Raw genomic sequence first — 25,293 nt, 5'->3', positions numbered from 1 at the left:
AATGCAACCCGACCTGTTTTCCAGTTCCTCCGGGACGACGAGTCCCGGAACACCTCATTGGCAGGAGCGGGCTGCATGGCTGAAGTCCGAGCTCAACCGCCACAACCACGCCTACTACGCGCTGGACAACCCGACGATTCCGGACGCGGAGTATGACAAGCTGTTTCGCGAACTGGTTGCGCTGGAGCAGGCGCATCCCGACCTGATTTCGCCCGATTCGCCGACGCAGCGTGTCGGCGGCAAACCTTTGCCGCAGTTCGAGCCGGTACGGCACGCGGTGCCGATGTTGTCGATCCGTACTGAGACGGACACCACGGAAGGCGGCGCCATTGCATTCGATGCCAGGTTGCGGCGCGAACTCGGACTGGGCGTCGATGCGCCGGCACTCGAGTACGCCGTGGAGCTCAAATTCGACGGCCTGGCGCTCAACCTGCGCTACGAGAACGGCGTCCTTGTGCAGGCCGCCACGCGGGGTGACGGCGCGACAGGTGAAGATGTCACCCAGAACATTCGTACGATTCGGCAGATTCCCCTGCGCTTGGAGAATTGCGATGCGCCGGTCCTGGAGGTGCGCGGCGAAGTCTACATGCGTCGCGATGCATTCGAGCGCATGAACGAGCGCCAGCGTGAAAAGGGCGAGAAGGCGTTCGTCAATCCTCGCAATGCTGCCGCGGGAGCCGTACGGCAACTCGACCCGGCCATTGCAGCACAGCGGCCACTCAGTTTCTTCGCCTATGGCCTTGGCCACGTGCAAGGCTGGCAGACACCCGAATCGCACAGCGAAACCCTCGACGCGCTGGCTGGCATGGGCATGCCGGTCAACGCGGAGCGCAGGGTCGTCGCCGGCGCTGCGGGCCTGGCCGAGTTCTACAAGCACGTCGCCTCCATTCGCGACGCACTTCCTTTCGACATTGACGGCGTCGTCTACAAAATCAACAGCTATGCATTGCAGCGCCGCCTGGGCTTCGTATCGCGCGAGCCGCGCTGGGCCGTGGCGCACAAGTATCCCGCGCAGGAGCAGATGACCGTCGTGCGCGACATCGATGTGCAAGTAGGACGCACGGGCAAGCTCACGCCGGTGGCGAAGCTGGAGCCGGTGTTCGTCGGCGGCGTGACCGTGACCAACGCCACGCTACACAATGAAGATGAAACGCGGCGCAAGGATGTCCGCGTTGGCGATACCGTGATTGTGCGCCGTGCCGGCGATGTCATTCCGGAAGTCGTCTCCGTCGTGCTCGAACGGCGCCCTGAAGCAGTCGGCGCGCCGTTTAACATGTTCCAGCGCCTGGAAGGCAAGTGCCCGGTTTGCGGCAGCCATATCGACCGCGAGGAAGGCGAAGCGGATTGGCGCTGCACCGGCGGGCTTGTCTGCGCGGCTCAGCGCAAGCAGGCATTTGCCCATTTCGCCGGCCGGCGCATGATGGATATCGAGGGGCTCGGCGACCGCTACATCGAGAATCTGGTCGACCTCGGCTACGTGCACAGCATTGCGGACCTGTACCGGTTGAAGCTGGACGATCTTCTCGACATGAAGCGTCGCGCGGATGAGCGCGACGGCGTCACGCCGGAGACCGTGCAGAAGGGAAAGATCGCAACGAAATGGGCAGAGAACCTGATCGATGCCATCGAGGCGAGCAAGAACCCGCCACTGGAGCGGCTGCTGTTCGCCCTTGGCATCCGCCATGTCGGCGAAACGACGGCCAAGACGCTCGCCGACTGGCTGGGCAGCCTTGCCAACATCCGTCAGGCCCCGGTTGCCTTGCTCCGTGTCCTGCCGGACATCGGCGACACCGTTGCAGAATCGATTTCCGAGTTCTTCGCGGAAGAGCGAAACCAGCAGGCGATCGACAATCTGCTGGCCGCGAACGTGAAGCCGCGCGACGAGCATCCGCCCAGTGCAAAGTTGCGCGAGAAGTTGGGCCAGGCGGAATTGCTCGCAGCGTTGCGCATTCCGAAATTCACCGAGACACGATGCCGGCAGGCTGCGGAGCAGGGTGTCACAGTCATGTCGCTTGGCGACATCGGGACGTCGGATAGCGTCGATCTTCCAAAGAACATCAAGGAGTCGATTGTCGAGTGGCTTGCGCAAGGCGATCATGCTGACCTGGTTCGCAATCTCGACCGAGTCTGCCGCGCCCTGCTGGAGCAATTGCCAGCAGGCGCGGCTCCCGAGTTGGGACATCTGACGGGCAAGTCCTTTGTGCTGACGGGCACGCTTCCCAACCTTACCCGCGATGAGGCGCAGGCACGCATCGAAGCGGCCGGCGGAAAGGTGTCCGGCTCGGTGTCGAAAAAGACGTCCTACGTCGTCGCAGGGGCGGAAGCAGGAAGCAAGCTGACCAAGGCCCAGGACCTGGGTGTGCCGGTCATTGATGAAACCGCATTGTTAAGGATGCTGGAAGAAAAATGACACGCGTAAGGAAAGCCGTCTTCCCTGTTGCCGGTCTCGGCACGCGCTTCCTTCCTGCGACCAAAGCGCAGCCGAAGGAAATGTTGCCGGTCGTGGACAAGCCCTTGATCCAGTACGCGGTCGAGGAGGCGGTCGCTGCAGGCATTACGGAGATGGTTTTTATTACCGGGCGCAACAAACGTGCCATCGAAGACCACTTCGATTCCGCCAATGAGCTCGAACTGGAGCTCGAGGCCGGTGGCAAGACAGAACTGCTGGAAATCCTGCGCAATGCCGTACCGAAGGATATCCATTGCATCTACATGCGTCAGCCTGCGCCGCTGGGTCTTGGCCATGCAGTACTTTGCGCACGTCCCGTGGTCGGCACCGAGCCGTTCGCTGTTCTGCTGGCGGATGACTTGATGGACGTCGATGCCGGACAGAAGTCCGTCCTTGGCCAAATGCTGGATGCGTATGCCAACGAGGGAGCGAGCATTCTCGCCGTCCAGGAAGTGCCGCGCGCGGAAACCAGGCAGTACGGCATCGTCAGCACCACTCCCTTCAAGGAACGGCTGGAGCTGGTCAACGGGATCGTCGAGAAGCCGATGCCGGAGCAGGCGCCATCCACCCTCGGCGTTGTCGGCCGATATGTGCTCAACAACAGCATCTTCGATTACCTTGAGCGCATCGGAAAGGGTGCCGGAGGGGAAATTCAGCTTACGGATGGTATCGCCCAACTCATGCAGCATGAGCGCGTGATGGCGTATCGCTTCGATGGACGGCGGTACGATTGCGGCTCCAAGCTCGGCTACCTGCAAGCGACGGTCGCCATGGGCCTGAAGCATCCTGAAATGGGCGCCGCGTTCGCTCGCTACCTGGAACAATTGAAATGACGGTCCGAGAAATCCTCAAGATGGGCGACTCGCGCCTGCTGCGTCAGGCCGAAGCCGTGACGCAGTTCGACACCCCGGAACTGCATGCGCTGATCGCCGACATGTTCGATACGATGCGCGCGGCCAATGGGGCAGGGCTCGCCGCCCCGCAGATCGGCGTCAATCTCCAGCTGGTCATCTTCGGCTTCCAGCAGAATGTTCGCTACCCGGATGCACCTCCAGTTCCGGAGACGGTGTTGATCAATCCGGTCCTCAAGCCGCTAACGGACGAGATGGAGGAGGGTTGGGAGGGCTGCCTTTCCGTTCCCGGGCTGCGCGGCGTGGTGCCGCGCTGGAGCCGTCTGCAATATGAAGGTTTCGATCAGTACGGCGCACCGATCAGGCGAGAGGCAAGCGGTTTTCATGCGCGCGTCGTGCAGCATGAATGCGACCATCTTGCTGGAATACTGTATCCGATGCGGATCAAGGACTTTTCGCGCTTCGGCTACATCGACGTGCTGTTTCCCGGACTCGATGCGCAGGCCGACGACTAGAATTGTTCGTCGCTGCCGAGGTAACGCCACTGGCCGACCGGCAGCTCACCCAGCTTCACGCGGCCGATCCGCACGCGCTTGAGTCCGAGTACCTTGAGGCCGACTGCCTCGCACATGCGCCGGATCTGTCGCTTCTTTCCTTCGCGCAGTACGAAATTCAACTGGTCATCGTTCTGCCACCTCACTTTGGCCGGAAGCAGCTTCTTTCCGTCGAGCGACAGGCCGTGATTGAGCAGCTTGAGATCGGAATCCGGCAGCTTGCCAGGTTTGCTGTACTGGACACGTACAAGGTATTCCTTTTCGATCGACGTATCTTCGCCGATCAATTGCTTGGCGATGCGCCCATCCTGCGTCAGGACGAGCATGCCGACCGAATCGATGTCGAGCCGTCCCGCGGGCACGAGGCTGCGCAAGTGGCTGGGATGGAACTGGATCGGTGTCTTGTCCTCTTTCCATCGGCTGTCCGCCGAAACGAGGGTGACGGCCGGCTTGTAGCCGTCCTCTGCCTGGCCGCTGACAAAGCCGACGGGTTTGTTCAGGATGACCGTGACGCGCCGCGCCTGCTGCGCAGATGCCTGACGCTCGATGGTAATGCGCTGGTTCGGCAAAACTTTACTGCCGAGTTCGGAAATGATTTTCCCGTCGACGCGCACCCATCCGCGTTCTATCCACTCGTCGGCCTCGCGGCGCGAGCAAAGTCCGAGTTCGGACATGCGTTTGGACAGGCGTACTGGTTCGTTCATGTTCATGCAGGGAGGATAAGGGTTAGACGCGAAGCGCTTCCAGCAAGTCGGTTTCGAGCTGGATCTGGCTGCGTGCATTATGGAGTATCGGCCCGTCTACCAGGAACACGTCTTCCACCCGCTCGCCCAGGGTCATGATCTTGGCGGTGTGCAGGTTGACACGGTACTTGGCCAGTACATTGGCAATCGAATACAGCAAGCCGTTGCGATCGTTGGCGGAAACGGACAGAAGATAGTATTGCCCCTTTTCGTCGGGACGAAGGTCCACCGTCGGCGTGATCGGGAAGGTGCGCGAAAGGCGCGACAGGCGGCCCTTGATCGGCGGCGGCAGCGGTGCGCTCGATTCGAGCAGTTCCGTCAGTTCATGTTCGATGAGGCTGATGATGTCGCGGTAATTGTTCGCAAACGCCGGTTCAGTCACGAGGAAGGTATCCAGCGCATAGCCGTGCCTCGTCGTATGGATCTTTGCGTCAAGGATGCTGAAGTTCTTCTTGTCGAAGTAGCTGCAGATGCGCGCAAACAGGTCCGGCTGGTCCTTCACATAAACGGCCACCTGCACGCCTTCACCGATCGGTGCGAGGCGGCATTTCACCACGGGTGTCTGGCTGTCCGTCTTGTTGTAGAGCGAACGCGTCTGCCACGCGATGTCGGCTGCGTCATGCCGCAGGAAATAGGCGACATCGAGCTGCTGCCAAAGCCGTTGATGCGCATCCTGCGGCAGGCCGTACAGGCGAAGCGTCTTGAGCGCCGCTTCCTGGCGGTTATGCAACTCGTGATCGGTTGACGGGTCTTCGCCGCCGAGCACACGCAGGGTCATCTTGTACAGGTCTTCCAGCAGTTTGCCTTTCCAGGCGTTCCAGACTTTCGGGCTGGTGCCGCGAATGTCGGCGACCGTCAGCAGATAGAGTGCGGTGAGATGCCGCTCATCCTTTACAAGACCTGCAAAATTCCGGATCACATCGGGGTCGGACAGGTCCTGCTTCTGCGCGACCTGGGACATCGACAGATGGTGTTCGACAAGGAAAACCACGAGTTCGCAGTCTTCCCTGGACAGTCCATGCTCCTTGCAGAATTTGCGCGCATCGGCCATGCCGAGCTTCGAATGGTCGCCGCCGCGCCCCTTCGCGATGTCGTGGAAGAGGGCAGCGATGTACAACAGCCAGGGCTGCGCGAAATTGGCCATGAGCTGGCTGCAGAACGGGTATTCGTGCGCATGCTCCGTCATCGTGAAGCGGCGCACGTTCCGCACCACCATCAGGATGTGCTGGTCGACGGTGTACACGTGGAACAGGTCGTGCTGCATCTGACCAATGATGCGACGGAAATTCGGCAGATAGCGACCCAGGATACTGGTCTGGTTCATCCCGCGCAAAGCGTGCGTGATCCCTTGCGGCGCCTGCAGGATTTGCAGGAAAAGGGCACGGTTCGCTGGATCTCGGCGGAATTTGCTGTCGATCTTGAACCTTGCGTGCCAGAGGGCGCGCAGGGTGCGTGCAGTCATCCCCTTGAGCTCCGAATGCTGCGCGATCAGCAGGAAGACTTCCAGCATCGCCGAGGGCGTTGTCTCAAATGTGTCGTCGCGGGCAATATCAATGAGCCCGTGGAGTTCGTTGAAGCGCTCGTTGATCGGCTGGGGCGATCCGGGCTGCGGAAACAGTTGCGCCTCGATGTTCTGCAGCAGGATGCCATTCAGCTGGGTCACGGCCTTTGCCGCCCAATAATAGTGCTGCATCAGATATTCGCTGGCACGGCGCGTCTCTGTCGTCTCGAACCCGAAGGTTTCCGCGATCGGGGTCTGGACGTCGAAGACCAGACGGTCCTCGCGACGCCCTGCATGGATGTGCAGGCGGATACGGATGTCCTTGAATGCGCGTTCCTTCTGCGTCAGCTGCCGTGCTTCAGTGGGTGTGATCAGGCCGCGTTCCGCCAGTTTGCGCCAGGAGTCGCCGAGGCCGGCAGCCTTGGCCACCCAGAGAATGACCTGCAGGTCGCGCAGGCCGCCCGGACTTTCCTTGCAATTCGGCTCAAGACTGTAGGGCGTGTCCTCGTACTTGACGTGGCGCTGGCGCATCTCGAGCGTTTTCGCCTGGAAGAACGCCTGCGGATTGATGGCAGCGGTATGGCGCTCCTGCAGGAATTGAAACAGCTTGCGGTTTCCGGTAACGAGACGGCTCTCCAGCAGGCTGGTCTGGACGGTGATGTCGGCAGCCGACTCTGTCAGGCACTCTTCAACCGTTCGGATGCTGTGGCCAATTTCCAGGCCGATATCCCAGAAAAGCTGAACCAGCTCCTCGAGCTTTGCCTGGAGCACACCGTCCGGTGCGGCATCGAGCAGGACGAGTACGTCGACGTCGGAATGCGGGAACAATTCACCGCGGCCGTAACCGCCGACAGCCACGAGCGCCGCGCTCGAAGGAAGCGAAAAGCTTTGCCACGCGTGGATAAGCGCCGCGTCGACATTCTGGCGCAGTTGCGCCAGCAGCTTTTCCGGTTTTCCGTCTGCCTGGAATGCCGCTATTGCTGCCTGGCGCTCTGCTTTCAACTGCTCCTTGAGCGTCAATGCAAGAGATGCCATGTACGCTAGGCGGTAACGGTTTGAGTCGGGTTTGCTTGCTGGATGAATGCGGGCGGGGGAGGCATGCCGGCGGAAACAGTGAGCACCTCATAACCGGTCTCGGTAACCAGGACAGTGTGTTCCCATTGCGCCGAAAGACTTCTATCCTTGGTCTTGATTGTCCAGCCGTCGCCCATCTCGCGAATTTCACGTCGACCCGCGTTGATCATGGGTTCGACAGTGAAAATCATGCCAGGGAGCAATTTTTCGAGCGTGCCCGGTCGGCCATAATGCAGAACTTGAGGCTCTTCATGGAAAACCTTGCCAATGCCGTGGCCGCAGAATTCACGGACGACGCTGTAGCCCGCCTTCTCGGCATGCTGCTGGATAACGAAACCGATGTCACCCAGATGCGCGCCGGGCTTGATCTTGGAAATGCCGAGCCACATGCATTCGTAGGTGATTTCCGTTAGCCGCTTTGCAAGGATCGATGGTTCGCCTACAAAAAACATGCGGCTTGTGTCGCCGTGATAGCCGTCCTTAATGACTGTGATGTCGAGATTGACCACGTCGCCGTTCTTCAGAGCCTTGTCGCCGGGGATGCCATGACAGACTACGTCGTTGACCGACGTGCAGATTGCCTTCGGGTAAGGGGTATAACCTGGCGGGCAGTAGTTCAACGGTGCAGGAATCGACCCCTGAACGTTGGTCATGTATTCGTGGCAAAGACGGTCGAGTTCGCCGGTCGTAACGCCGGGCTTGATGTAAGGGGTGATGAAATCAAGCACCTCGGCAGCCAGGCGCCCGGCAATCCGCATACCCTTGATATCGTCTTCGGTTTTGATAGTAATGGAACCCATGGCGAGCAAATATACGCCCGAAAGCGTAAATAATAGTCAATGGGGAATTATAGACGACGCACGCCGCGCCCGCTTGGGGAATAGCGACGCGCCGGCTTGAATTATTCGTTGAAATTAAGGTAGAATCTCGGGTTAGCTTGAAACGACTTCAAGTGAAACCCGTTTAAAAATCGCGAATCCGGTCCCAAAGGGTGCCCAGCCAAAGGGTGACTGATCGGATTCCAGACCCAACCCTGGAGAAATTCATGTCCGTTACCATGCGCGAAATGCTGGAAGCTGGTGTCCATTTCGGTCACCAAACCCGCTTCTGGAACCCCAAGATGGCCCCGTATATCTTCGGTCATCGCAACAAGATTCATATCGTCAACCTGGAAAAGACCCTGGGTATGTACCAGGAGGCGATGAAGTACATTCGCCAACTCGCTTCCAACCGCGGCACCATCCTGTTCGTCGGCACCAAGCGCCAGGCTCGCGAAATCCTCGCTGCTGAAGCACAGCGCGCAGGCATGCCTTACGTCGACCAGCGCTGGCTCGGCGGCATGCTGACCAACTTCAAGACCATCAAGACCTCGATCAAGCGCCTGAAGGACATGGAAGCGGCAATCGAAGACGGTTCCGTCGAGAAGATGAGCAAGAAGGAAGCGCTGATGTTCCAGCGCGAGATGGAAAAGCTGCAGAAGTCCATCGGCGGCATCAAGGACATGGGCGGCATTCCTGACGCCATCTTCGTGATCGACGTCGGCTACCACAAGGGCGCCATCACCGAAGCCGCGAAGCTGGGCATCCCGGTCATCGGCGTGGTCGACACCAACCACTCCCCGGAAGGCGTGACCTACGTCATCCCGGGCAATGACGACTCCTCCAAGGCGATCACCCTCTACGCTCGCGGCGTGGCTGACGCGATCCTGGAAGGCCGTGCCAATGCGACCACCGAAGTGCTGGAAGCAGTCAAGGGCGGCGCCGACGAATTCGTCGAGGTCAACGAGCAGGCCTAAGGCCCTGTGCCTGAAGTGTCGGGCTTCAAAGAAGGGGCAACAGCGGTTCGCCCCTTTTTTTTAGCCGGCTTGAACGTATTTTGGTTGAACGCGTCCGAACAGACGCTCATTGAATTGAGGAGAAAGACATGGCGGCAATTACCGCAGCGATGGTAGGCGAACTGCGCGCAAAGACCGACGCGCCGATGATGGAATGCAAAAAGGCACTGACCGAAGCCGACGGCGATCTGGCCCGTGCTGAAGAGATCCTGCGTGTGAAGCTGGGCAGCAAGGCCTCCAAGGCAGCTTCCCGCATCACCGCTGAAGGCGTGGTTGCAGTTTCGATTTCTGGTGGCGTTGGCGCCATCATCGAAGTCAATTGCGAAACCGACTTCGTGACCAAGAACGATGAATTCATCGCACTGGCCAACACGGCGGCCAAGCTGGTCGCCGAGAAGAATCCGGCGGACGTCGCTGCCCTGTCCGCACTGCCCGTTGACGGCAAGACCCTGGAAGAAGTGCGTGCCGCACTGGTCGGCAAGATCGGCGAGAATATGTCGTTCCGCCGCTTCAAGCGTTATGAGTCCGGCTCCAAGCTGGTTTCCTACCTGCACGGTACTCGTATCGGCGTGCTGGTCGAGTACGAAGGCGCGGATGAGCAAGTCGGCAAGGACGTCGCCATGCACATCGCTGCAATGAAGCCGGTCGCCCTGTCGTCCAACGACGTTCCGGCAGACCTGATCGAGACCGAGCGCTCGATCGCTTCGCAGAAGGCAGCCGAGTCCGGCAAGCCGGCCGACATTGTCGCCAAGATGGTGGAAGGCAGCGTGCAGAAGTACCTGAAGGAAGTCTCCCTGCTGAACCAGGCATTCGTCAAGAATGACAAGCAGACTGTCGAACAGATGCTGAAGGCCGCGAACACCACCGTGAAGTCGTTCACGATGTTCGTCGTCGGCGAAGGCATCGAGAAGAAACAGGATGACTTCGCGGCAGAAGTTGCCGCACAGGTTGCAGCAGCCAAGCAGGCGTAAGCAAAAGGAAAGCGGGCCGAAAGGCCCGTTTTTCTAGGTGTATCGAATTACCAGCAGCGCGTGTACTTGTGCATGAATCAATTCATGCCCTTATTGCCAAGCGACATTATTTACGCTTCGTCAATATCGAGGTGCACCGAAAATCCCGAATTTCAACTAACCTTAAGCCTGCGGAGGCAGGGGCTGTTGAAATAGGGGTAACCGAATTTCAAGCAGAACCGGACATTACTAGGAGTCTTTGCCCATGACAAAACCAGCTTACAAGCGCGTCCTCCTCAAACTCTCCGGCGAAGCGCTGATGGGCGATGATGCGTACGGCATCAACCGCGCAACCATCGAGCGCATGGTCGCAGACGTGGCCGAGGTGGCAGGGCTGGGTGTTGAGCTGGCAATTGTCATTGGCGGCGGAAATATTTTCCGTGGCGTTGCGCCAGGTGCCCAGGGAATGGACAGGGCAACCGCCGACTACATGGGGATGCTGGCCACCGTCATGAACTCGCTTGCGCTGGCGGATGCCATGCGCCAAGTCGGAATTACCGCCCGGGTCATGTCGGCAATCAGCATCGAGCAGGTCGTCGAGCCCTACGTGCGCCCCAAGGCGCTGCAGTACCTTGAAGAAGGCAAGGTCGTGATTTTTGCTGCCGGCACCGGCAACCCGTTCTTTACCACCGACACGGCTGCAGCACTTCGCGGCTCGGAAATCGGCGCAGAGATCGTGTTGAAGGCCACCAAGGTCGACGGTGTGTACAGCGCAGATCCCAACAAGGACCGTAACGCGGTGCGCTATGCGACCATCAGCTTCGACGAGGCGATCTCCAAGCACCTGCAGGTCATGGATGCCACTGCATTCGCGCTGTGCCGTGACCAGAAACTGCCGATCAAGGTCTTTTCCATTGTCAAGCCGGGCGCCCTCAAGAATGTCATCATGGGCGACGACGAAGGCACTCTGGTTCATGTATAACTAAGTCGTACCCGTAGCAAAACAGGAGAGCAGAATGACAGTCGTTGACGTCAAGAAAACCGCCGAACAAAAGATGCACAAGTCGATCGACACGTTGAAGGCGGATCTTGCAAAAGTTCGCACCGGCCGTGCACACGTGGGCATCCTCGACCACGTCCATGTTGATTACTATGGTACCCCGACGCAGATCAGCCAGGTCGCAAACCTGACCCTGCTCGATGCGCGTACCATCGGTGTGCAGCCGTGGGAAAAGAAGATGGTGGGCGTTATCGAAAAGGCGATTCGCGACTCGGACCTGGGCTTGAATCCTTCGACCCAAGGTGACCTGATCCGCGTACCGACGCCTCCGCTCACTGAAGAGCGCCGCAAGGAAATCGTCAAAGTCGTGAAAGGTGAGGGCGAAGATGCAAAAGTTGCAATTCGCAATATTCGTCGCGATGCGAATGAAGCACTGAAAAAGCTTTTGAAAGACAAGGCGTGCTCGGAAGACGATGAGCGTCGTGCGCAGGACGACGTGCAGAAGCTGACCGACAAATTCGTCGCCGAAGTCGACAAGCTGATTACCGAAAAAGAAAAAGAGCTGTTGACCGTTTAATGGCGGTCGTGCGCGTTCCCCGGTGGTGGAACGCGCACGTGCCGGAAGCTACTCCGCAGCGCCGCCTGCATGCATCATGGAAAGTGGTGTATAACTCAATGACATACGCCTCGGTCTCCGTGTGGCCGGGTTTCCCGCGACAACTCTTTTTCGTATCACACTGACCATGACGCACACCAGTTCAACGCAAGACATCCCGACCGCTTCGAAGGTGCCTCGCCACGTCGCCATCATCATGGACGGCAATGGAAGGTGGGCGACGAGGCGTTTCCTGCCTCGCGTGGCAGGTCACAAGAAGGGCGTCGAGGCAGTGCGCGACATGGTGCAGGCATGCGTGGAGCGCGGTGTGGAGTACCTGACGCTGTTTGCATTCAGCTCCGAGAACTGGCGCCGTCCCGCGGAGGAAGTCTCGCTGCTGATGCGACTGTTCATGACCGCGCTCGAACGTGAAGTGGCGAAGCTTCATGTGAACGGTATTCGTCTGAAAATCGTCGGCGACCTGAGCCGCTTCGATGACAATCTGCAGGAGCTGATTGCCAATGCAGAACGCCGCACTGCAAACAACTCCCGCCTGACCCTCACGATTTGCGCGAACTACGGCGGACGTTGGGACATCATGCAAGCCGTCGGAAAGATGGTCGCTGCCAATCCGGGCGCGACGGATTTTTCGGAAGACAAGCTGGCGCAGCACCTGTCAATGGCGTATGCGCCCGAGCCGGATTTGTTCATTCGCACCGGCGGGGAGGAGCGAATTTCCAATTTCCTCCTCTGGCAGCTTGCCTATACCGAGTTTTACTTCACCGAAACATTCTGGCCGGACTTCGACGGCCCGGCCCTTGACCTTGCGATCGAATCCTACCAGCAGCGCGAGCGCCGCTTTGGGCGTACCAGCGAGCAGCTGATCGAGCAGAAAAAGGCGTCCTGATGCTGAAAACGCGCGTCATCACGGCGTTGGTATTGCTGGCAGTCCTGCTTTCGGTCCTATATTCGAAGTCCCTGATTTTCTTTCTCCTAGTGACAGCCGCATTCTTCGGCGCTGCCGCCTGGGAGGCTGCACGCCTGTTTCGGTCGACCCGGCCGGTTGTCGGCGCCGTCATCTGGACTTCGATCTTCCTGCTCGCGGTCTATTTTGCGGTCACGGCCGGCATGCAGCTCCTGTTCGTTCTCTGCGTCGCGATCTGGGCGATTCGTCTCACCCCCTCGCTGGCGCTTGGGCTGCCAGCCGTAGGATCAGGCGGCAGCCGACTCCTGAGCCTGGTTTATGGCATTGCCGTGTTTGGCTGCTTCGTCGCCATCGTCGAGCTGTTCCAGCATTCTCCCTTGTACCTGCTTTCAGTCATGGCGATCGTGTGGATTGCGGACATCGGCGCGTATTTTTCCGGCAAGGCGTTCGGAAAGCACAAGCTCGCTCCATCGATCTCTCCTGGCAAATCCTGGGAAGGCGCGATTGGAGGCTGGGTGGCTGTCCTCATTCTGGCCGGACTGTCTGCGCACTATCCCGCGCTTGCCGATACCTTCGCTGCTCGTGTCCTAGCAGGCTTGGGATGGGTTGGATTCACCACTGTGATGACATTGATGGTCGCGGCGAGCATCGTTGGCGACTTGTTCGAGTCGCAGCTCAAGCGCCGTGCGGAGATGAAGGACAGTAGTAACCTCTTGCCGGGACACGGCGGCGTCCTGGACAGGATTGACGCCCTGATCCCGACACTCCCGCTCGCCGTCTTGATCGGCTCATGGCTTTGACACGGAAGTAGCAATGCAGCGAATTACGATTCTTGGGGCAACCGGTTCTATCGGGGTATCAACGCTTGACGTCGTGGCACGTCATCCCGATCGCTATCAGGTATACGCATTGACGGCCCATAGCCGCGTCGACGACCTGGCTGCCCAGTGCCTGCAGTTTCATCCGGAAGTTGCCGTTGTCGGCTCGGCGCAAGCGGCGTCCTCGCTGACTCGCATTCTTGCCGAGAAGGGCTGCAAGACGGAGGTCGCCTACGGTGAATCCGCATTGTGCGAGGTGGCGAGTGCCTCCCGCTGCGATTCCGTCATGGCTGCCATTGTCGGAGCAGCCGGCTTACCACCGACGTTGGCGGCCGCTCGCGCAGGCAAAAAAGTCTTGCTTGCAAACAAGGAAGCGCTCGTCATGTCCGGCAGCCTCTTCATGGATGCCATTAATGCGAGCGGATCAGCCCTGCTGCCTATCGACAGCGAACACAATGCCATTTTTCAGTGCCTGCCGAATGGCTACGGCAGAGCGCCTGACAAGCATGGCGTATCCAAGGTGCTATTGACTGCTTCCGGAGGTCCGTTCCTGAAACGTGACGTTGAAACGCTGGATTCTGTCACGCCGGAAGAGGCAGTCGCGCATCCAAACTGGGTGATGGGACGCAAGATTTCGGTGGATTCCGCTACGATGATGAACAAGGGACTGGAAGTTATCGAAGCGCACTGGCTCTTCGGCGCATCCGCCGAGCAGATCGACGTCGTCATCCATCCGCAGAGCGTCATTCATTCCATGGTCTCGTACGTGGACGGTTCAGTCCTTGCGCAATTAGGCAATCCCGACATGCGGACACCGATTGCATACGGGCTGGCCTATCCCGACCGAATCGCATCCGGCGTATCGGCAGTCGATCTGGTAAAGATCGCTCATCTCGCCTTTTTCGAGCCTGATTTCAACCGTTTCCCCTGCCTCAAACTGGCTTATGATGCCTTGTTGGCCGGCGGTACGGCGCCAGCTATACTGAACGCAGCAAATGAAGTTGCTGTCCAAGCATTCTTGGACAGGAGAATCGGTTTCCGCGCCATTGATCGCGTCATCTCAAGCGTCATGGATTCCTTGCCCAGTACCGCAATGTCGTCTCTCGGCGATTTGCTGGAACAGGACAAGCAAGCCAGGGAGAAAGCGCTGTCCTTCATTCATTGACCTAGATCGGGTGAACAATGACTCTGCTGCATACCGTAGTCGCGTTCCTTGTTGCACTTGCCCTGCTGGTTGTCGTGCATGAGCTCGGCCACTACCTCGTGGCGAGGTGGTGCGGGGTCAAAGTTCTCCGTTTTTCCGTTGGCATGGGCAAGATTGTCTATTCACGGAAGATCGGGCCTGATCAGACGGAATGGGCCTTGTCGGCGCTTCCCTTTGGCGGTTACGTCAAAATGCTCGATGCACGCGAGCAAGATATCAGTGCCATCCCCCCTGAAGACCTGAAACGGGAATTTACCCGGCAGTCTGTCTGGAAGCGGATTGCCATCGTGGCCGCTGGCCCACTCGCTAATTTTCTGCTTGCCATCGCCGTTTTTGCCGGCTTGTACAACTACGGCATTCCAGAACCTGCCGCCCGTCTTCGGGCCGTCCCGGAAAAGACATCCGCCTACGAGGCCGGCTTGCGCGGGGGCGAACTGGTTACGTCGGTTAATGGTGAAGCGGTGAAAATCTGGACCGACCTGCGCTGGAAAGTGATGCAGCTTGCGCTTGAAGGCGAGCCTGCAAAGCTGGGTGTGCAACGAACGGACGAAGGTGCCGGCTCCACGTCGGAAACGGTCAGCATTCGCCTCGACGGACTGACTACCGCTGACCTGGAAGGGGACTTTCTCGCAAAGCTCGGAATCGATATGGCGCGTCCGAAGGCGGTGCTCGGGAAAATTGTTCCTGATGGCCCGGCCATGCATGCGGGTCTACGGGAGGGAGATGTCATTCATGCGGTTGATGGACGGCCCGTGCTCGACGGTCTGGCGTTTGTCGAAATTGTCCGGGCCTCTCCAGGCAAATCAATCCGGATTGATGGCGAGCGAGCCGGCGGGCCCTTCACGCTTGCGGTCGCCCCCGAATCCTACGAGCACAACGGCCAGACTATCGGCCGGATCAAGGCCGAAGTTCCCCTTGCGCCGGAGATGGTCGTCGCGCGGGAATCACTGTTGCCGGCGCTTGGCAAGGCCGTGGGCAAGACCTGGGATACCAGCGTACTGACGCTCAAGATGCTTGGTAAAATGCTCATCGGCGAAGTTTCCTGGAAGAACATCACCGGACCCATTACCATCGCCGACTATGCCGGACAGACTGCGCGAATCGGAATCATCAGTTACCTGACCTTTATCGCGTTCATCAGCATCAGTCTCGGTGTCATGAACCTGCTCCCCATACCGGTTTTAGACGGGGGGCTTTTACTGTATTATTCGCTGGAACTTTTGACCGGGCGGGCCATCCCCGAACGGATCGGAGAATTGGCCCAGCGAGCAGGCGTGGGCATTTTGATGACCTTGATGGCGGTAGCCGTCTTCAACGACATCATCCGGCTCATGTCCTGAGTCCCTGTCCGCCCTGAGCGGATCGCCGGCAGGCAGGGAGATTGATAATAAAACAACCGATGAAATTATATTCCGAGCGTTCTCCCCAGCCTTTCCTTTCCCGCCGTCTTATTGCTGTTGCCGCCTTTGCCCTCTGTGCCGGACATGCGCTGGCAGTGGATCCGTTTACGATCAAGGACATTCGCGTCGAAGGCATCCAGCGCACCGAGGCCGGTACCGTGTTCAGCTACCTGCCGGTTCGCGTCGGGGAAACCTACAATGACGAAAAGGGCGCTGCGGCGATCAAGGCGCTCTACGCCACGGGTTTCTTCAAGGACGTCCGTCTCGAGGTGGAAGGCAATGTGCTCGTGGTATCGGTCGAAGAACGCCCGGCAATTGCGGCTGTCGATTTCTCGGGCACCAAGGAGTTCGACAAGGAGCAGTTGACGAAGGCGCTCAAGGATATCGGCCTGGGCGAATCGCGCATCTTCGACAAGGCATTGGTCGATCGCGCGGAGCAGGAGTTGAAGCGCCAGTATCTTTCGCGCGGCCTGTATGGCGTGCAGATCACCACCACGGTCACGCCGGTCGAGCGCAATCGCGTCAACATCAGCTTCGCCGTGGACGAAGGTGAAGTCTCCCGTATCAAGCAGATCAACATTATCGGCAACAAGGCATTCCCGGAGAAGGATCTCCTGGGCCTGCTGAACCTGCGTACCCCTGGCTGGTTCACTTGGTACACGAAGGCCGACCAGTATTCCAAGCAAAAGCTGACCGGCGACATCGAATCCCTGCGTTCTTTCTATCTGAACCGCGGCTATCTCGAAATGCAAGTCGAGTCGACGCAGGTGTCAATTACACCGGACAAGCGCGACATCTACATCACGATCAACATCAGCGAAGGCGAAAAGTTCACGGTCGGTGACGTCAAGCTGGAAGGCGATATGTTCGGACGCGAGGAAGAGCTGCGCGGCCTGGTTGAGCTGAAAAGCGGCGACGTCTACTCTGGGGAAAAGCTGGCGGAGAGCGTCAAGAAGATTTCCGAGCGCATGGGCAATTTTGGCTATGCCTTCGCGAACGTCAACGCCAATCCCGAAATCAATCGCGAGAAGAAGGAAGTCAGCTTCACGGTCCTGATCGATCCGGGCAAGCGTGTGTACGTTCGCAGAATCAACATCGCCGGCAATACCAAGACTCGCGACGAAGTTGTCCGCCGCGAATTCCGTCAGTTCGAAAACTCCTGGTATGACGGCGAGAAGATCCGCCTGTCCCGCGACCGCGTGGACCGCCTCGGCTACTTCAAGGAAGTGAACATCGAAACGCCGGAGGTTCCGGGGACCACTGACCAGGTGGACGTCAACATGACCGTGGCCGAAAAACCGACCGGCAACATCTTGCTGGGCGCCGGTTTTTCGAGCAGTGAAAAGCTCATGCTGACCGGCTCGATCCAGCAGGCCAACGCCTTCGGAAGCGGCAATACGCTTGGCATCGACGTGAACACGAGCCGCCGCAATCGGACGATCGCGCTTTCGCAGACGACCCCTTATTTCACCGATGACGGTGTCAGCCGCAGCTACGAAGTGTTCCTCCGCACGACGCGTCCGCCGGAAGTCAACACAGGCGATTACATCGTCAAGACAACCGGTGCGAACATCAAGTTCGGCGTGCCGTTCTCTGAAGTGGATACGGTATTCTTTGGCGCCGGTATCGAGCGGACCCAAGTCCAGACATACACTGGCGTGCCGGGTTTCAATGACAGCCCCGAGCTGTACAAGCGCTACGTCACGGATTTCGGCAATGGCACGGATGCCACGACCACCAGCTTCCCGCTGACTGCCGCCTGGCAGCGCGATAATCGCGACAGCGCCCTGGTGCCGACCGTCGGCCGCTATCAGCGCGTCAACGTCGAATTCGCACCGGCCGGCAGCCTGAAGTACTACCGCGCGATGTACCAGCACCAGTGGTTCAAGCCGCTGTTCCGTGCAGTAACGCTGGCGCTTAACGGCGAGATCGACTACGGTCGCGGCCTGGGCGGACGTCCGTATCCGATCTTCAAGAATTTCTACGCCGGCGGTATCGGTTCCGTTCGCGGCTATGAAGGCTCGTCCCTTGGTCCGCGCGCACTGAACGGAGACCCGTTGGGCGGTACATCGCGTATCATCGCCAATGCCGAACTCCAGTTCCCATTCCCGGGTTCCGGCAATGACCGGACCTTGCGCTGGTTTACTTTCTTTGACGCAGGTAACGTCTATGCCGAGGGCGCGAAGCTGGATGTGTCCGAACTGCGCTATGCGGTCGGCGCCGGTATCAGCTGGGTATCGCCGATCGGTCCGCTGAAGCTGAGTTATGGCGTGCCGCTGAATTCGAAGACCGGCGACCGCAAGCAGAACTTCCAGTTCCAGCTTGGCACCGGCTTCTGAAGCGTCAATGGCATAATGGTAATTTGATCTGCGGAGAATGACCTTGAAGTCTTTAACCCCCAACTTTTCGCCGCTTAAGTGCTTCGCCTTGATCGCGGCGTTCCTGCTTCCGATTGCAGGTGCGCAGGCTCAGGAGTCGAAAGTCGGTTTCGTGAGCACCGAGCGGATCTTCCGCGAGGCAGCACCCGCGAAGGCTGCGCAGGCGAAGATCGAACAAGAGTTCTCGAAGCGCGACAAGGAACTGCAGGATCTGGCTAGTCGTCTGAAATCCATGTCGGACAGACTCGACAAGGACGCCGCGGTCCTCTCCGAATCCGAGCGCGTCAAGCGGCAGCGCGAGCTGGCCGACCTGGACAAGGATTTCCAGCGCAAGCAGCGCGAGTTCCGCGAAGACCTGAACCAGCGCCGCAATGAAGAACTCGCCATCGTCCTTGAGCGCACGAATAAGGTGATCAAGCAGATCGCGGAGACCGAAAAGTACGACATCGTTTTCCAGGAAGCCGTCTACGCGAGTCCACGCATCGACATCACCGACAAAGTGCTCAAGGCGCTCAACAAATAACTTTTCAAGGGGCCGCAATGAGCACTCGGCTGGGTAAATTGGTCGAACGCTTGGGAGGCCAACTGACAGGCGATGCAGAGATCGAAATCTCCGGCATCGCTCCCCTCGACGCAGCGGACGCGTCGCATATCACGTTTCTCTCCAATCCGAAGCTGCGGTCGCAGGCAGCGCAGACAAAGGCTGCTGCGCTCATTCTTTCGGCAGCGGACGAGCCGGTCATCTGCGCCACTTACCAGGGCGCCACGATTGTCACTGATAACCCCTACGCGTACTTCGCCAGGACAGCGCAGTTTTTCGCCGAGCTGGATGCGGTCCCTGTTGAGCCAGGTATCCATGCGAGCGCGTCCGTACATCCGGACGCACGCGTTGCTGCCAGCGCCACGGTCGGGCCGCACGCCACCATCGACGCCGGTGCGGAGATCGCGGACGGCGCGGTCATCGACGCCGGCTGTTTCGTCGGTCGCAATGCGAAGGTCGGGGAGGGCACGCATTTCTTTGCCAATGTCTCCTTCCATGCCGGATGCGAAATCGGCAAACGCGGGATTGTTCATTCTGGCGCTGTAATCGGTGCAGACGGCTTCGGGTTTGCGCGGGAAAAAGGGGCCTACATCAAGATTCCGCAAACCGGGCGCGTCGTCATTGGTGACGACGTCGAAATCGGCGCCAATACGACGATCGACCGGGGAGCGTTGGCTGACACGATCATCGAGGACGGGGTCAAGCTGGATAACCAGATCCAGATCGGACACAACTGTCACATCGGCGCACACACCGCCATGGCGGGCTGCGTCGGCGTTGCCGGCAGTGCGAAGATCGGGAAGTACTGCACGTTTGGCGGGGCAGCTATGGTACTTGGCCATTTGACAATAGCCGACAACGTCCACATCTCGTCCGGCAGCATGGTCTCCCGTTCCATTCACGAGCCGGGCCAATACACTGGCTTTTACCCCTTGGCAAAGAATGCCGATTGGGAAAAATCCGCAGTGATCGTGCGCAATTTGGGAACAATGCGTGAGAAAATCCGCGAGCTGGAAAAAACTATCAAGTCGCTCACCGAAAAAAAGTAATGAAAACTCTCGATATCAATCAAATCAAAGAATACCTGCCGCATCGCTATCCCCTGTTGCTGGTTGACCGTGTGCTGGAATGGGAGTCTGGCAAGTCGATCACCGCGATCAAGAACGTTACTGTCAACGAAGAGTTTTTCAACGGACATTTTCCCCACAAGCCGGTCATGCCGGGCGTGTTGATGATCGAGGCGCTGGCCCAGACTGCGGCATTGCTGTCCTTCCTGACCATGGGCCAGAAACCCGATGAAAACAGCGTGGTCTACTTCGTCGGTATCGACGGCGCGCGATTCAAGCGCCCGGTCGAGCCTGGGGACCAGCTCAGGATGCAGGTCGAAATCCTGCGCCAGTCGCGCGGAATCTGGAAATACAAGGCACAGGCAACGGTCGACGGCCAAGTGGCAGTCGAGGCCGAATTGATGTGCACGATGCGCAGCGCGGCCGACGCAAGCCAGCCAGCGGGGCAGTAATGACAGTCATCCATCCAACCGCGATCGTCGATTCCAATGCGGAGCTCGACGATTCGGTCGAGGTAGGCGCGTATTCGATCGTCGGGCCCAATGTGAAAATCGGGGCCCGCACGAAGATCGGACCGCACGTGGTCATCGACGGCCATACGACGATCGGTTGCGACAATCGCTTCCTGCAGTTTTCGTCGATCGGTGGCCCGCCTCAGGACAAGAAGTACGCCGGCGAACCGACGCGGCTGGAAATTGGCGACCGCAATCTCGTGCGCGAATTTTGCACGTTCAACCTGGGCACGGCGCAGGACGAGGGCGTTACGCGCCTGGGCAATGACAACTGGATCATGGCCTACGTGCACCTGGCACATGACGTGCAGGTCGGCAACAACACGATCTTCGCAAATAATGCCGCCCTTGCTGGGCATGTGCACGTGGGCGACTGGGTAATCCTTGGTGGTTTTTCCAACGTGCACCAGTTCTGCAAGATCGGCTCGCACGCCATGCTCGGAATGAGCACGAGCCTCACGCAGGATGTCCCGCCGTTCGTCATGCTGAACGGCAATCCGGCGGCAGCACATGGCATTAATGTCGAAGGGCTCAAGCGACGCGGTTTTTCCCGCGAACAGATCGCCGATCTCCGCAACGCCTACAAGCTGATCTACAAGTCCGGCCTGACTCTGGAAGAGGCGAAGGCGTCGCTGGTCAAGCTGGAATCCGATTCTCCTGGCTCCGCGGAGCATGTCCGCATGATGCGCGAATTCCTCGACACGACGACCCGTGGCATCGTCCGCTGAGTTTTCCATCGCGATGGTCGCTGGCGAGAGCTCTGGTGACCTGCTCGCCAGCCGACTGCTTTCGGGATTGCGTCCGCAGTTGCCCGATGCCAGGATTCATGGAATCGGTGGCCACCGGATGACGGAGTACGGTTTCCAGAGTCACTGGCCAATGGAAAAGCTGTCGGTGCGCGGCCTGTTCGAAGTCCTCGCGCACTACAGGGAAATCAAGGGCATTCAAAATGCATTGCGCGACATGCTGCTCGCCGAGAAGCCTGCCGTGTTCATCGGTGTGGATGCGCCGGATTTCAACTTCGGGCTCGAGGCGCCGCTGAAGCAGGCCGGCATTCCGACCATGCATTTCATCAGCCCCTCCATCTGGGCTTGGCGCGGTGGCCGCATCAAGAAAATCGCGAAGGTTGTCTCGCACATGCTGGTCGTCTTCCCGTTCGAGGAAGAGATTTATCGCAAGGCAGGAATACCCGTGACGTATGTTGGTTATCCGTTGGCCGAAGTGATTCCGATGGTGCCCGACGTGAATGCAGCGCGGACCTCCCTTGGACTTCCCTTGACGGCGAAAGTCGTCGCCATCCTGCCCGGCAGCCGCATGTCGGAACTGAAGTACAACGCGGTCGCATTCATCCAGGCGGCGAAACGCCTCGTTTCCCGTGACCCGTCGATCCGTATCGTCGTGCCGATGGCAGGGGAGCGGCAGCGTGCCTACTTTACCGAACTGATTCATAAGGCCGGGCTCGGTGATGTTGCGCTCGACCTGCTTTCAGGACGCTCGCACGAAGTCGTTGCGGCGGCCGACGCGGTTCTGGTGGCATCAGGCACTGCGACGCTGGAGGTTGCACTGTTCAAGAAGCCGATGGTGATTGCGTACAAGATGATGCGCGCGTCGTGGCAAATCCTTCGGCACATGGGATACCAGCCGTGGATCGGCTTGCCGAACATCCTCGCCCGTGACTTTGTTGTACCGGAACTGCTGCAGGATGCCGCGACGCCGGAGGCCATGGCGGATGCGCTGTGGACCCAGCTGGCGGACGAGCAGCTTCGCGCCCGCCTGCAGCAGCGGTTTACCGAAATGCACCACACGCTGCTGCGCGATACAGCGCGCGAAAGTGCGCAAGCAGTGATGCAGCTGATTGGAAGGAAGGCTAGCGTATGACCAGGCAGAATGACAGCCTGTCCCTTTTCAGCTTCGACGACGAACTGGTCTGCGGTGTGGACGAGGCGGGCCGCGGGCCGCTTGCCGGCGCCGTCTTTGCGGCCGCCGTCATCCTTGATCCGAGCAGGCCTATTGAGGGTTTGCGCGACTCAAAGAAACTGACGGAAGCAAGGCGCAATGAACTCGCCGTGCAGATCAAGGAGAGGGCGCTGGCGTGGGCGATCGCGTCTTGCTCGGAGGGCGAGATCGACGCCTTGAATATCCTTCAGGCCTCGATGCTTGCCATGCGGCGGGCGGTGGAGGGGCTGTCGCCCGTGCCTACACTGGCGCTGATTGATGGCAACCGTTGCCCGGTCATGCCGATCCGATCGGAAGCCATCATCAAGGGGGACGACAAGGTTGCGGCAATTTCTGCCGCGTCAATTCTGGCAAAGACGGCTCGCGATGCGTCGCTTTTGCAGCTGCATGCGCAGTTCCCCGATTACGCCTTCGATCAGCACAAGGGTTATCCGACCGCATTGCATCTCGAACGCCTGCAGTTGCACGGGGTCTCGCCGGTACATCGTAAGTCGTATGCGCCGGTACGCGCCTTGCTGGATCGTCCAGTGGCGCAGGAGGCGAAATGAAGGCGATCACCTCACGCGACAATCCGTTGTATAAGGAACTCAAACAGCTCGCGACCAGTTCGCAGGCGCGGCGGAAGGCGGGCCGGTCGCTGCTCGATGGCGTGCATCTGTGCGAAGCTTACCTGGATCAGGTCGGGAAGCCACCATTCTGCGTGGTGAGCGAGCACTCGACGGCGAATCCAGAAGTCGCCGCGATCGTCCACGATTGTGAAGTGGCGCGCGTCACCTGCATTGCCCTGCCAGAAGCGCTATACCAGGCGATCAGCCAGGTGGAACATGGCATCGGCCTCATGTTCGTGGTTGACACGCCGCACATTCATCCTCCTGCGGTACTGACGGAATCCGCAGTTCTTCTCGATGGTCTGCAGGACCCGGGAAATCTCGGATCCATCCTTCGCTCGGCAGCGGCAGCGGGTGTGCGACACGTGCTATGCAGCAAGGGAACGGTTTTCTCCTGGTCGCCGAAAGTGCTGCGCGCCGGGATGGGGGCGCATTTCTCCCTGACCATTGCGGAGAATGTGGATCTGGCCACTGTGATCCGCTCGTCACGCGTCCCGGTGCTGGCGACCAGTTCGCACGCCACCCGGCGAATCTATGACATGGATCTGACCAAGCCCACCGCCTGGATGTTCGGGCATGAAGGGCAGGGAGTCTCGGAGGAGCTTCTCTCCATGGCGACCGAATCAGTCTCCATACCGCACTTGGGACCGGTGGAGTCCCTGAACGTCGCGGCAAGCGCGGCCGTCTGTCTATTCGAACAGGTCAGGCAGCGAACAATCGGCTAGCGTCTTATCCGGCGCTCTTCTCTGGAAGGCAATCAGGATTGCATTCCTGGTACACAAGCCCCGGAGCAACGCAACGCTCGTCAGCCTCCAGTCGCATTCCTGAATCTGGCGGGCAGACGCGGTCGAACTGATAGGTGAGGCCATGGATGACGGCATACCTGAAAATCTGCGTGTCGCGATAACTGCCGATCAATTCCTCGACGCGCTCCGGGCGCTCAAAGCGAATTGGGCCGCTTTGCGCCAGCATATGCCTTCCGTTGGGAACCAGTCCCATGGATTCGATATCCGATTCGACGTGGCTAAGGCCCTCTTTCAGCGCCCAGAAGAAAAACAGCAAGCCGGCCCAGCACACTAGCTCAAGTAGTACGAGATCCATTTTCGTCTCCTCCGTGATCCTTACTCTCTTTATAATCGATTCAAAAGCAGAATGTAAGTTTCGCGTAAGTTTCGAATTTGCCTTGTGAATTTGATAATTTGCAAGTGGAAAAAAACGCCGCGTAGCTGGGCTGCCGCGGTGCTGTTACAGCGTGAAGCGACGATTAGTACGCCCGTCTGTCGGACTTGATTTCTTGCAAAATCATGGTCGCTATTTCTTCAATGGATTTTGCTGTCGATGACATCCATCGAATGCCTTCCCGGCGCATCATCTTCTCCGCTTCGTTGACCTCGTAACGGCAATTTTCAAGAGCCGCATACTTGCTGCCCGGACGTCGCTCGTTACGCACCTCGGAAAGGCGGTCCGGGGCGATCGAGAGTCCAAACAGCTTTTTACGGAAGGGCATGAGGCCGCTCGGCAGCTTTCCACGTTCAAAGTCTTCAGGTATCAGCGGGTAATTGGCCGCCTTAACACCATATTGCATGGCGAGGTACAGGCTGGTCGGCGTTTTCCCGGACCGCGACACGCCGACAAGAATGACGTCTGCAGCGGCGAGGTTCTGGTCGGACTGTCCGTCGTCGTGTGCGAGCGAAAAATTGATCGCCTCGATCCGGTTCTTGTAATCCTCGGAATCGGCAATGTTGTGGCTGCGACCGATGGTATGCGTCGATTTGACGCCCAGTTCCTGCTCCAACGGTTCCACGAATGTCTGGATCAGGTCCATGTGCATTCCCTTGGACTGGCGCACAACGGTCGACAGCTCGGCCTTGACCAGAGTGGAAAAGACGATCGGTCGCTTGCCGTCGCGGTCAAAGGCTTCATTGATCTCCCGCACGGCCTCGTAGGCCTTGTCGAGCGTGTCGATGAAGGGCAGCCTGATCTGCTTGAAACGCAGTTCGAACTGGGTGAGCACAGAATGCCCAAAGGTTTCCGCGGTGATGCCAGTGCCGTCGGAAACAAAGAAAACCGTACGGTCGGCGGGGGGCAAAAGGTGGGCAGGCAGGTCTGGCATAATGTTGATCAACTATAAATCATGAAAAGTTCTAAATTGTGTCCGGCAAGTTGCGGCGGCACACTGTAGAATGACAGTCAATTTATGACACATCGCGCCCCTGAAGAATAACAAAAAGAGCGTGGCGGCGAGGACACATATGCAGATTTTCCATCATCAAAATAGGTGTAGTTATGTCCAACGCAGTATCTACCGGGGCAACCCAGGGGGCTACGTACGT

The 25,293-nt window shown here is 58.9% G+C and carries 24 protein-coding genes; 19 read left to right on the top strand and 5 right to left on the bottom strand.

All coding sequences use genetic code 11. The annotated features are described in order from the left end of the window. Position 1 precedes the first annotated feature (1 nt). Genes ligA through def form a run of 3 tightly spaced genes read left to right on the top strand, consistent with a single transcriptional unit; the run spans position 2 to position 3,815 of the window. The gene (gene ligA / locus ACNOHI_RS12910; RefSeq protein ID WP_420475077.1) at positions 2-2,410 is read left to right on the top strand and encodes an NAD-dependent DNA ligase LigA; all 2,409 of its coding nucleotides are present in this window, start codon (positions 2-4) and stop codon (positions 2,408-2,410) included. Next, a complete protein-coding gene (gene galU / locus ACNOHI_RS12905) occupies positions 2,407-3,282 on the top strand; it encodes a UTP--glucose-1-phosphate uridylyltransferase GalU (RefSeq protein ID WP_420475076.1) in 876 nt (291 codons plus the stop codon). The genes ligA and galU overlap by 4 nt, the downstream gene beginning before the upstream one ends. After that, positions 3,279-3,815 carry a peptide deformylase gene (gene def / locus ACNOHI_RS12900; RefSeq protein ID WP_420475075.1) on the top strand — a complete coding sequence of 179 codons (537 nt, stop codon included), beginning with the start codon at positions 3,279-3,281 and terminating at the stop codon, positions 3,813-3,815. Before galU ends, def begins: the two co-directional genes overlap by 4 nt. On the opposite strand, the gene ACNOHI_RS12895 is transcribed toward def, so the two are convergent. Genes ACNOHI_RS12895 through map form a run of 3 tightly spaced genes read right to left on the bottom strand, consistent with a single transcriptional unit; the run spans position 3,812 to position 7,972 of the window. Then, positions 3,812-4,558 (bottom strand): pseudouridine synthase, encoded by a 747-nt coding sequence (locus tag ACNOHI_RS12895; RefSeq protein WP_420475074.1) that lies wholly within the window; start codon positions 4,556-4,558, stop codon positions 3,812-3,814. The genes def and ACNOHI_RS12895 overlap by 4 nt on opposite strands. Positions 4,559-4,580: 22 nt before the next feature. After that, positions 4,581-7,133, bottom strand: a complete 2,553-nt coding sequence (locus ACNOHI_RS12890) for a [protein-PII] uridylyltransferase (protein ID WP_420475073.1) — start codon at positions 7,131-7,133, stop codon at positions 4,581-4,583. Between the two features lie 5 nt (positions 7,134-7,138). Next, positions 7,139-7,972 carry a type I methionyl aminopeptidase gene (gene map / locus ACNOHI_RS12885; protein WP_420475072.1) on the bottom strand — a complete coding sequence of 278 codons (834 nt, stop codon included), beginning with the start codon at positions 7,970-7,972 and terminating at the stop codon, positions 7,139-7,141. Positions 7,973-8,217: 245 nt separating this feature from the next. Between map and rpsB the strand changes: the two genes are divergently transcribed. The 16 genes from rpsB (at position 8,218) to ACNOHI_RS12805 (ending at position 23,685) form a co-directional block, all read left to right on the top strand. Continuing rightward, complete coding sequence (gene rpsB / locus ACNOHI_RS12880; protein WP_420475071.1) at positions 8,218-8,967, top strand: 30S ribosomal protein S2; 750 nt, start codon at positions 8,218-8,220, stop codon at positions 8,965-8,967. A gap of 128 nt (positions 8,968-9,095) precedes the next feature. Further along, complete coding sequence (gene tsf / locus ACNOHI_RS12875; RefSeq protein WP_420475070.1) at positions 9,096-9,977, top strand: translation elongation factor Ts; 882 nt, start codon at positions 9,096-9,098, stop codon at positions 9,975-9,977. 244 nt (positions 9,978-10,221) lie between these two features. Beyond that, on the top strand, positions 10,222-10,938 hold the full coding sequence (gene pyrH / locus ACNOHI_RS12870) for a UMP kinase (protein ID WP_420475069.1): 717 nt from the start codon (positions 10,222-10,224) through the stop codon (positions 10,936-10,938). 34 nt (positions 10,939-10,972) lie between these two features. Next, a complete protein-coding gene (gene frr, locus ACNOHI_RS12865; RefSeq protein ID WP_420475068.1) occupies positions 10,973-11,533 on the top strand; it encodes a ribosome recycling factor in 561 nt (186 codons plus the stop codon). A 166-nt stretch (positions 11,534-11,699) separates the two neighbouring features. Further along, positions 11,700-12,458, top strand: a complete 759-nt coding sequence (gene uppS / locus ACNOHI_RS12860) for a polyprenyl diphosphate synthase (protein WP_420475067.1) — start codon at positions 11,700-11,702, stop codon at positions 12,456-12,458. Continuing rightward, positions 12,458-13,276 carry a phosphatidate cytidylyltransferase gene (locus ACNOHI_RS12855; RefSeq protein WP_420475066.1) on the top strand — a complete coding sequence of 273 codons (819 nt, stop codon included), beginning with the start codon at positions 12,458-12,460 and terminating at the stop codon, positions 13,274-13,276. The genes uppS and ACNOHI_RS12855 overlap by 1 nt, the downstream gene beginning before the upstream one ends. A gap of 13 nt (positions 13,277-13,289) precedes the next feature. After that, complete coding sequence (gene ispC, locus ACNOHI_RS12850) at positions 13,290-14,459, top strand: 1-deoxy-D-xylulose-5-phosphate reductoisomerase (RefSeq protein WP_420475065.1); 1,170 nt, start codon at positions 13,290-13,292, stop codon at positions 14,457-14,459. 17 nt (positions 14,460-14,476) lie between these two features. Further along, positions 14,477-15,838 (top strand): RIP metalloprotease RseP, encoded by a 1,362-nt coding sequence (gene rseP, locus ACNOHI_RS12845; RefSeq protein ID WP_420475064.1) that lies wholly within the window; start codon positions 14,477-14,479, stop codon positions 15,836-15,838. 59 nt (positions 15,839-15,897) lie between these two features. Then, positions 15,898-18,237, top strand: coding sequence for an outer membrane protein assembly factor BamA (bamA, locus tag ACNOHI_RS12840; RefSeq protein ID WP_420475063.1), 2,340 nt, complete (start codon positions 15,898-15,900; stop codon positions 18,235-18,237). Between the two features lie 37 nt (positions 18,238-18,274). After that, complete coding sequence (locus tag ACNOHI_RS12835; RefSeq protein WP_420475062.1) at positions 18,275-18,799, top strand: OmpH family outer membrane protein; 525 nt, start codon at positions 18,275-18,277, stop codon at positions 18,797-18,799. Positions 18,800-18,816: 17 nt separating this feature from the next. Then, on the top strand, positions 18,817-19,866 hold the full coding sequence (lpxD, locus tag ACNOHI_RS12830) for a UDP-3-O-(3-hydroxymyristoyl)glucosamine N-acyltransferase (protein ID WP_420475061.1): 1,050 nt from the start codon (positions 18,817-18,819) through the stop codon (positions 19,864-19,866). Further along, entirely contained in the window at positions 19,866-20,336 is a 471-nt protein-coding gene (gene fabZ / locus ACNOHI_RS12825; protein WP_420475060.1) for a 3-hydroxyacyl-ACP dehydratase FabZ, read from the top strand. The genes lpxD and fabZ overlap by 1 nt, the downstream gene beginning before the upstream one ends. Next, positions 20,336-21,124 (top strand): acyl-ACP--UDP-N-acetylglucosamine O-acyltransferase, encoded by a 789-nt coding sequence (gene lpxA / locus ACNOHI_RS12820; RefSeq protein WP_420475059.1) that lies wholly within the window; start codon positions 20,336-20,338, stop codon positions 21,122-21,124. Before fabZ ends, lpxA begins: the two co-directional genes overlap by 1 nt. A 13-nt stretch (positions 21,125-21,137) precedes the next feature. Continuing rightward, on the top strand, positions 21,138-22,274 hold the full coding sequence (gene lpxB / locus ACNOHI_RS12815; RefSeq protein ID WP_420475362.1) for a lipid-A-disaccharide synthase: 1,137 nt from the start codon (positions 21,138-21,140) through the stop codon (positions 22,272-22,274). Further along, positions 22,271-22,900, top strand: coding sequence for a ribonuclease HII (rnhB, locus tag ACNOHI_RS12810; protein WP_420475058.1), 630 nt, complete (start codon positions 22,271-22,273; stop codon positions 22,898-22,900). The genes lpxB and rnhB overlap by 4 nt, the downstream gene beginning before the upstream one ends. Continuing rightward, positions 22,897-23,685 (top strand): TrmH family RNA methyltransferase, encoded by a 789-nt coding sequence (locus ACNOHI_RS12805; RefSeq protein ID WP_420475057.1) that lies wholly within the window; start codon positions 22,897-22,899, stop codon positions 23,683-23,685. Before rnhB ends, ACNOHI_RS12805 begins: the two co-directional genes overlap by 4 nt. Positions 23,686-23,689: 4 nt before the next feature. Here ACNOHI_RS12805 and ACNOHI_RS12800 read toward each other — a convergent pair whose 3' ends face one another. Continuing rightward, positions 23,690-24,061 (bottom strand): hypothetical protein, encoded by a 372-nt coding sequence (locus tag ACNOHI_RS12800; protein ID WP_420475056.1) that lies wholly within the window; start codon positions 24,059-24,061, stop codon positions 23,690-23,692. Between the two features lie 163 nt (positions 24,062-24,224). Then, the gene (gene ppsR / locus ACNOHI_RS12795; RefSeq protein ID WP_420475361.1) at positions 24,225-25,073 is read right to left on the bottom strand and encodes a posphoenolpyruvate synthetase regulatory kinase/phosphorylase PpsR; all 849 of its coding nucleotides are present in this window, start codon (positions 25,071-25,073) and stop codon (positions 24,225-24,227) included. Positions 25,074-25,293 lie beyond the last annotated feature (220 nt).

It is taken from the genome of Noviherbaspirillum sp. ST9, from assembly GCF_048799745.1.
In the GTDB taxonomy this organism is placed as follows: domain Bacteria; phylum Pseudomonadota; class Gammaproteobacteria; order Burkholderiales; family Burkholderiaceae_D; genus Noviherbaspirillum.
This window is presented reverse-complemented; position numbering and strand designations above follow the sequence as displayed.

What these genes read in the sequence shown, in the direction of transcription:
- ligA (WP_420475077.1), top strand. Translation starts at nt 2, where the DNA reads ATGCAACCCGACCTGTTTTCCAGTTCCTCCGGGACGACGAGTCCCGGA.
- galU (WP_420475076.1), top strand. Translation starts at nt 2,407, where the DNA reads ATGACACGCGTAAGGAAAGCCGTCTTCCCTGTTGCCGGTCTCGGCACG.
- def (WP_420475075.1), top strand. Translation starts at nt 3,279, where the DNA reads ATGACGGTCCGAGAAATCCTCAAGATGGGCGACTCGCGCCTGCTGCGT.
- ACNOHI_RS12895 (WP_420475074.1), bottom strand. Translation starts at nt 4,558, where the DNA reads ATGAACGAACCAGTACGCCTGTCCAAACGCATGTCCGAACTCGGACTT.
- ACNOHI_RS12890 (WP_420475073.1), bottom strand. Translation starts at nt 7,133, where the DNA reads ATGGCATCTCTTGCATTGACGCTCAAGGAGCAGTTGAAAGCAGAGCGC.
- map (WP_420475072.1), bottom strand. Translation starts at nt 7,972, where the DNA reads ATGGGTTCCATTACTATCAAAACCGAAGACGATATCAAGGGTATGCGG.
- rpsB (WP_420475071.1), top strand. Translation starts at nt 8,218, where the DNA reads ATGTCCGTTACCATGCGCGAAATGCTGGAAGCTGGTGTCCATTTCGGT.
- tsf (WP_420475070.1), top strand. Translation starts at nt 9,096, where the DNA reads ATGGCGGCAATTACCGCAGCGATGGTAGGCGAACTGCGCGCAAAGACC.
- pyrH (WP_420475069.1), top strand. Translation starts at nt 10,222, where the DNA reads ATGACAAAACCAGCTTACAAGCGCGTCCTCCTCAAACTCTCCGGCGAA.
- frr (WP_420475068.1), top strand. Translation starts at nt 10,973, where the DNA reads ATGACAGTCGTTGACGTCAAGAAAACCGCCGAACAAAAGATGCACAAG.
- uppS (WP_420475067.1), top strand. Translation starts at nt 11,700, where the DNA reads ATGACGCACACCAGTTCAACGCAAGACATCCCGACCGCTTCGAAGGTG.
- ACNOHI_RS12855 (WP_420475066.1), top strand. Translation starts at nt 12,458, where the DNA reads ATGCTGAAAACGCGCGTCATCACGGCGTTGGTATTGCTGGCAGTCCTG.
- ispC (WP_420475065.1), top strand. Translation starts at nt 13,290, where the DNA reads ATGCAGCGAATTACGATTCTTGGGGCAACCGGTTCTATCGGGGTATCA.
- rseP (WP_420475064.1), top strand. Translation starts at nt 14,477, where the DNA reads ATGACTCTGCTGCATACCGTAGTCGCGTTCCTTGTTGCACTTGCCCTG.
- bamA (WP_420475063.1), top strand. Translation starts at nt 15,898, where the DNA reads ATGAAATTATATTCCGAGCGTTCTCCCCAGCCTTTCCTTTCCCGCCGT.
- ACNOHI_RS12835 (WP_420475062.1), top strand. Translation starts at nt 18,275, where the DNA reads ATGACCTTGAAGTCTTTAACCCCCAACTTTTCGCCGCTTAAGTGCTTC.
- lpxD (WP_420475061.1), top strand. Translation starts at nt 18,817, where the DNA reads ATGAGCACTCGGCTGGGTAAATTGGTCGAACGCTTGGGAGGCCAACTG.
- fabZ (WP_420475060.1), top strand. Translation starts at nt 19,866, where the DNA reads ATGAAAACTCTCGATATCAATCAAATCAAAGAATACCTGCCGCATCGC.
- lpxA (WP_420475059.1), top strand. Translation starts at nt 20,336, where the DNA reads ATGACAGTCATCCATCCAACCGCGATCGTCGATTCCAATGCGGAGCTC.
- lpxB (WP_420475362.1), top strand. Translation starts at nt 21,138, where the DNA reads ATGGTCGCTGGCGAGAGCTCTGGTGACCTGCTCGCCAGCCGACTGCTT.
- rnhB (WP_420475058.1), top strand. Translation starts at nt 22,271, where the DNA reads ATGACCAGGCAGAATGACAGCCTGTCCCTTTTCAGCTTCGACGACGAA.
- ACNOHI_RS12805 (WP_420475057.1), top strand. Translation starts at nt 22,897, where the DNA reads ATGAAGGCGATCACCTCACGCGACAATCCGTTGTATAAGGAACTCAAA.
- ACNOHI_RS12800 (WP_420475056.1), bottom strand. Translation starts at nt 24,061, where the DNA reads ATGGATCTCGTACTACTTGAGCTAGTGTGCTGGGCCGGCTTGCTGTTT.
- ppsR (WP_420475361.1), bottom strand. Translation starts at nt 25,073, where the DNA reads ATGCCAGACCTGCCTGCCCACCTTTTGCCCCCCGCCGACCGTACGGTT.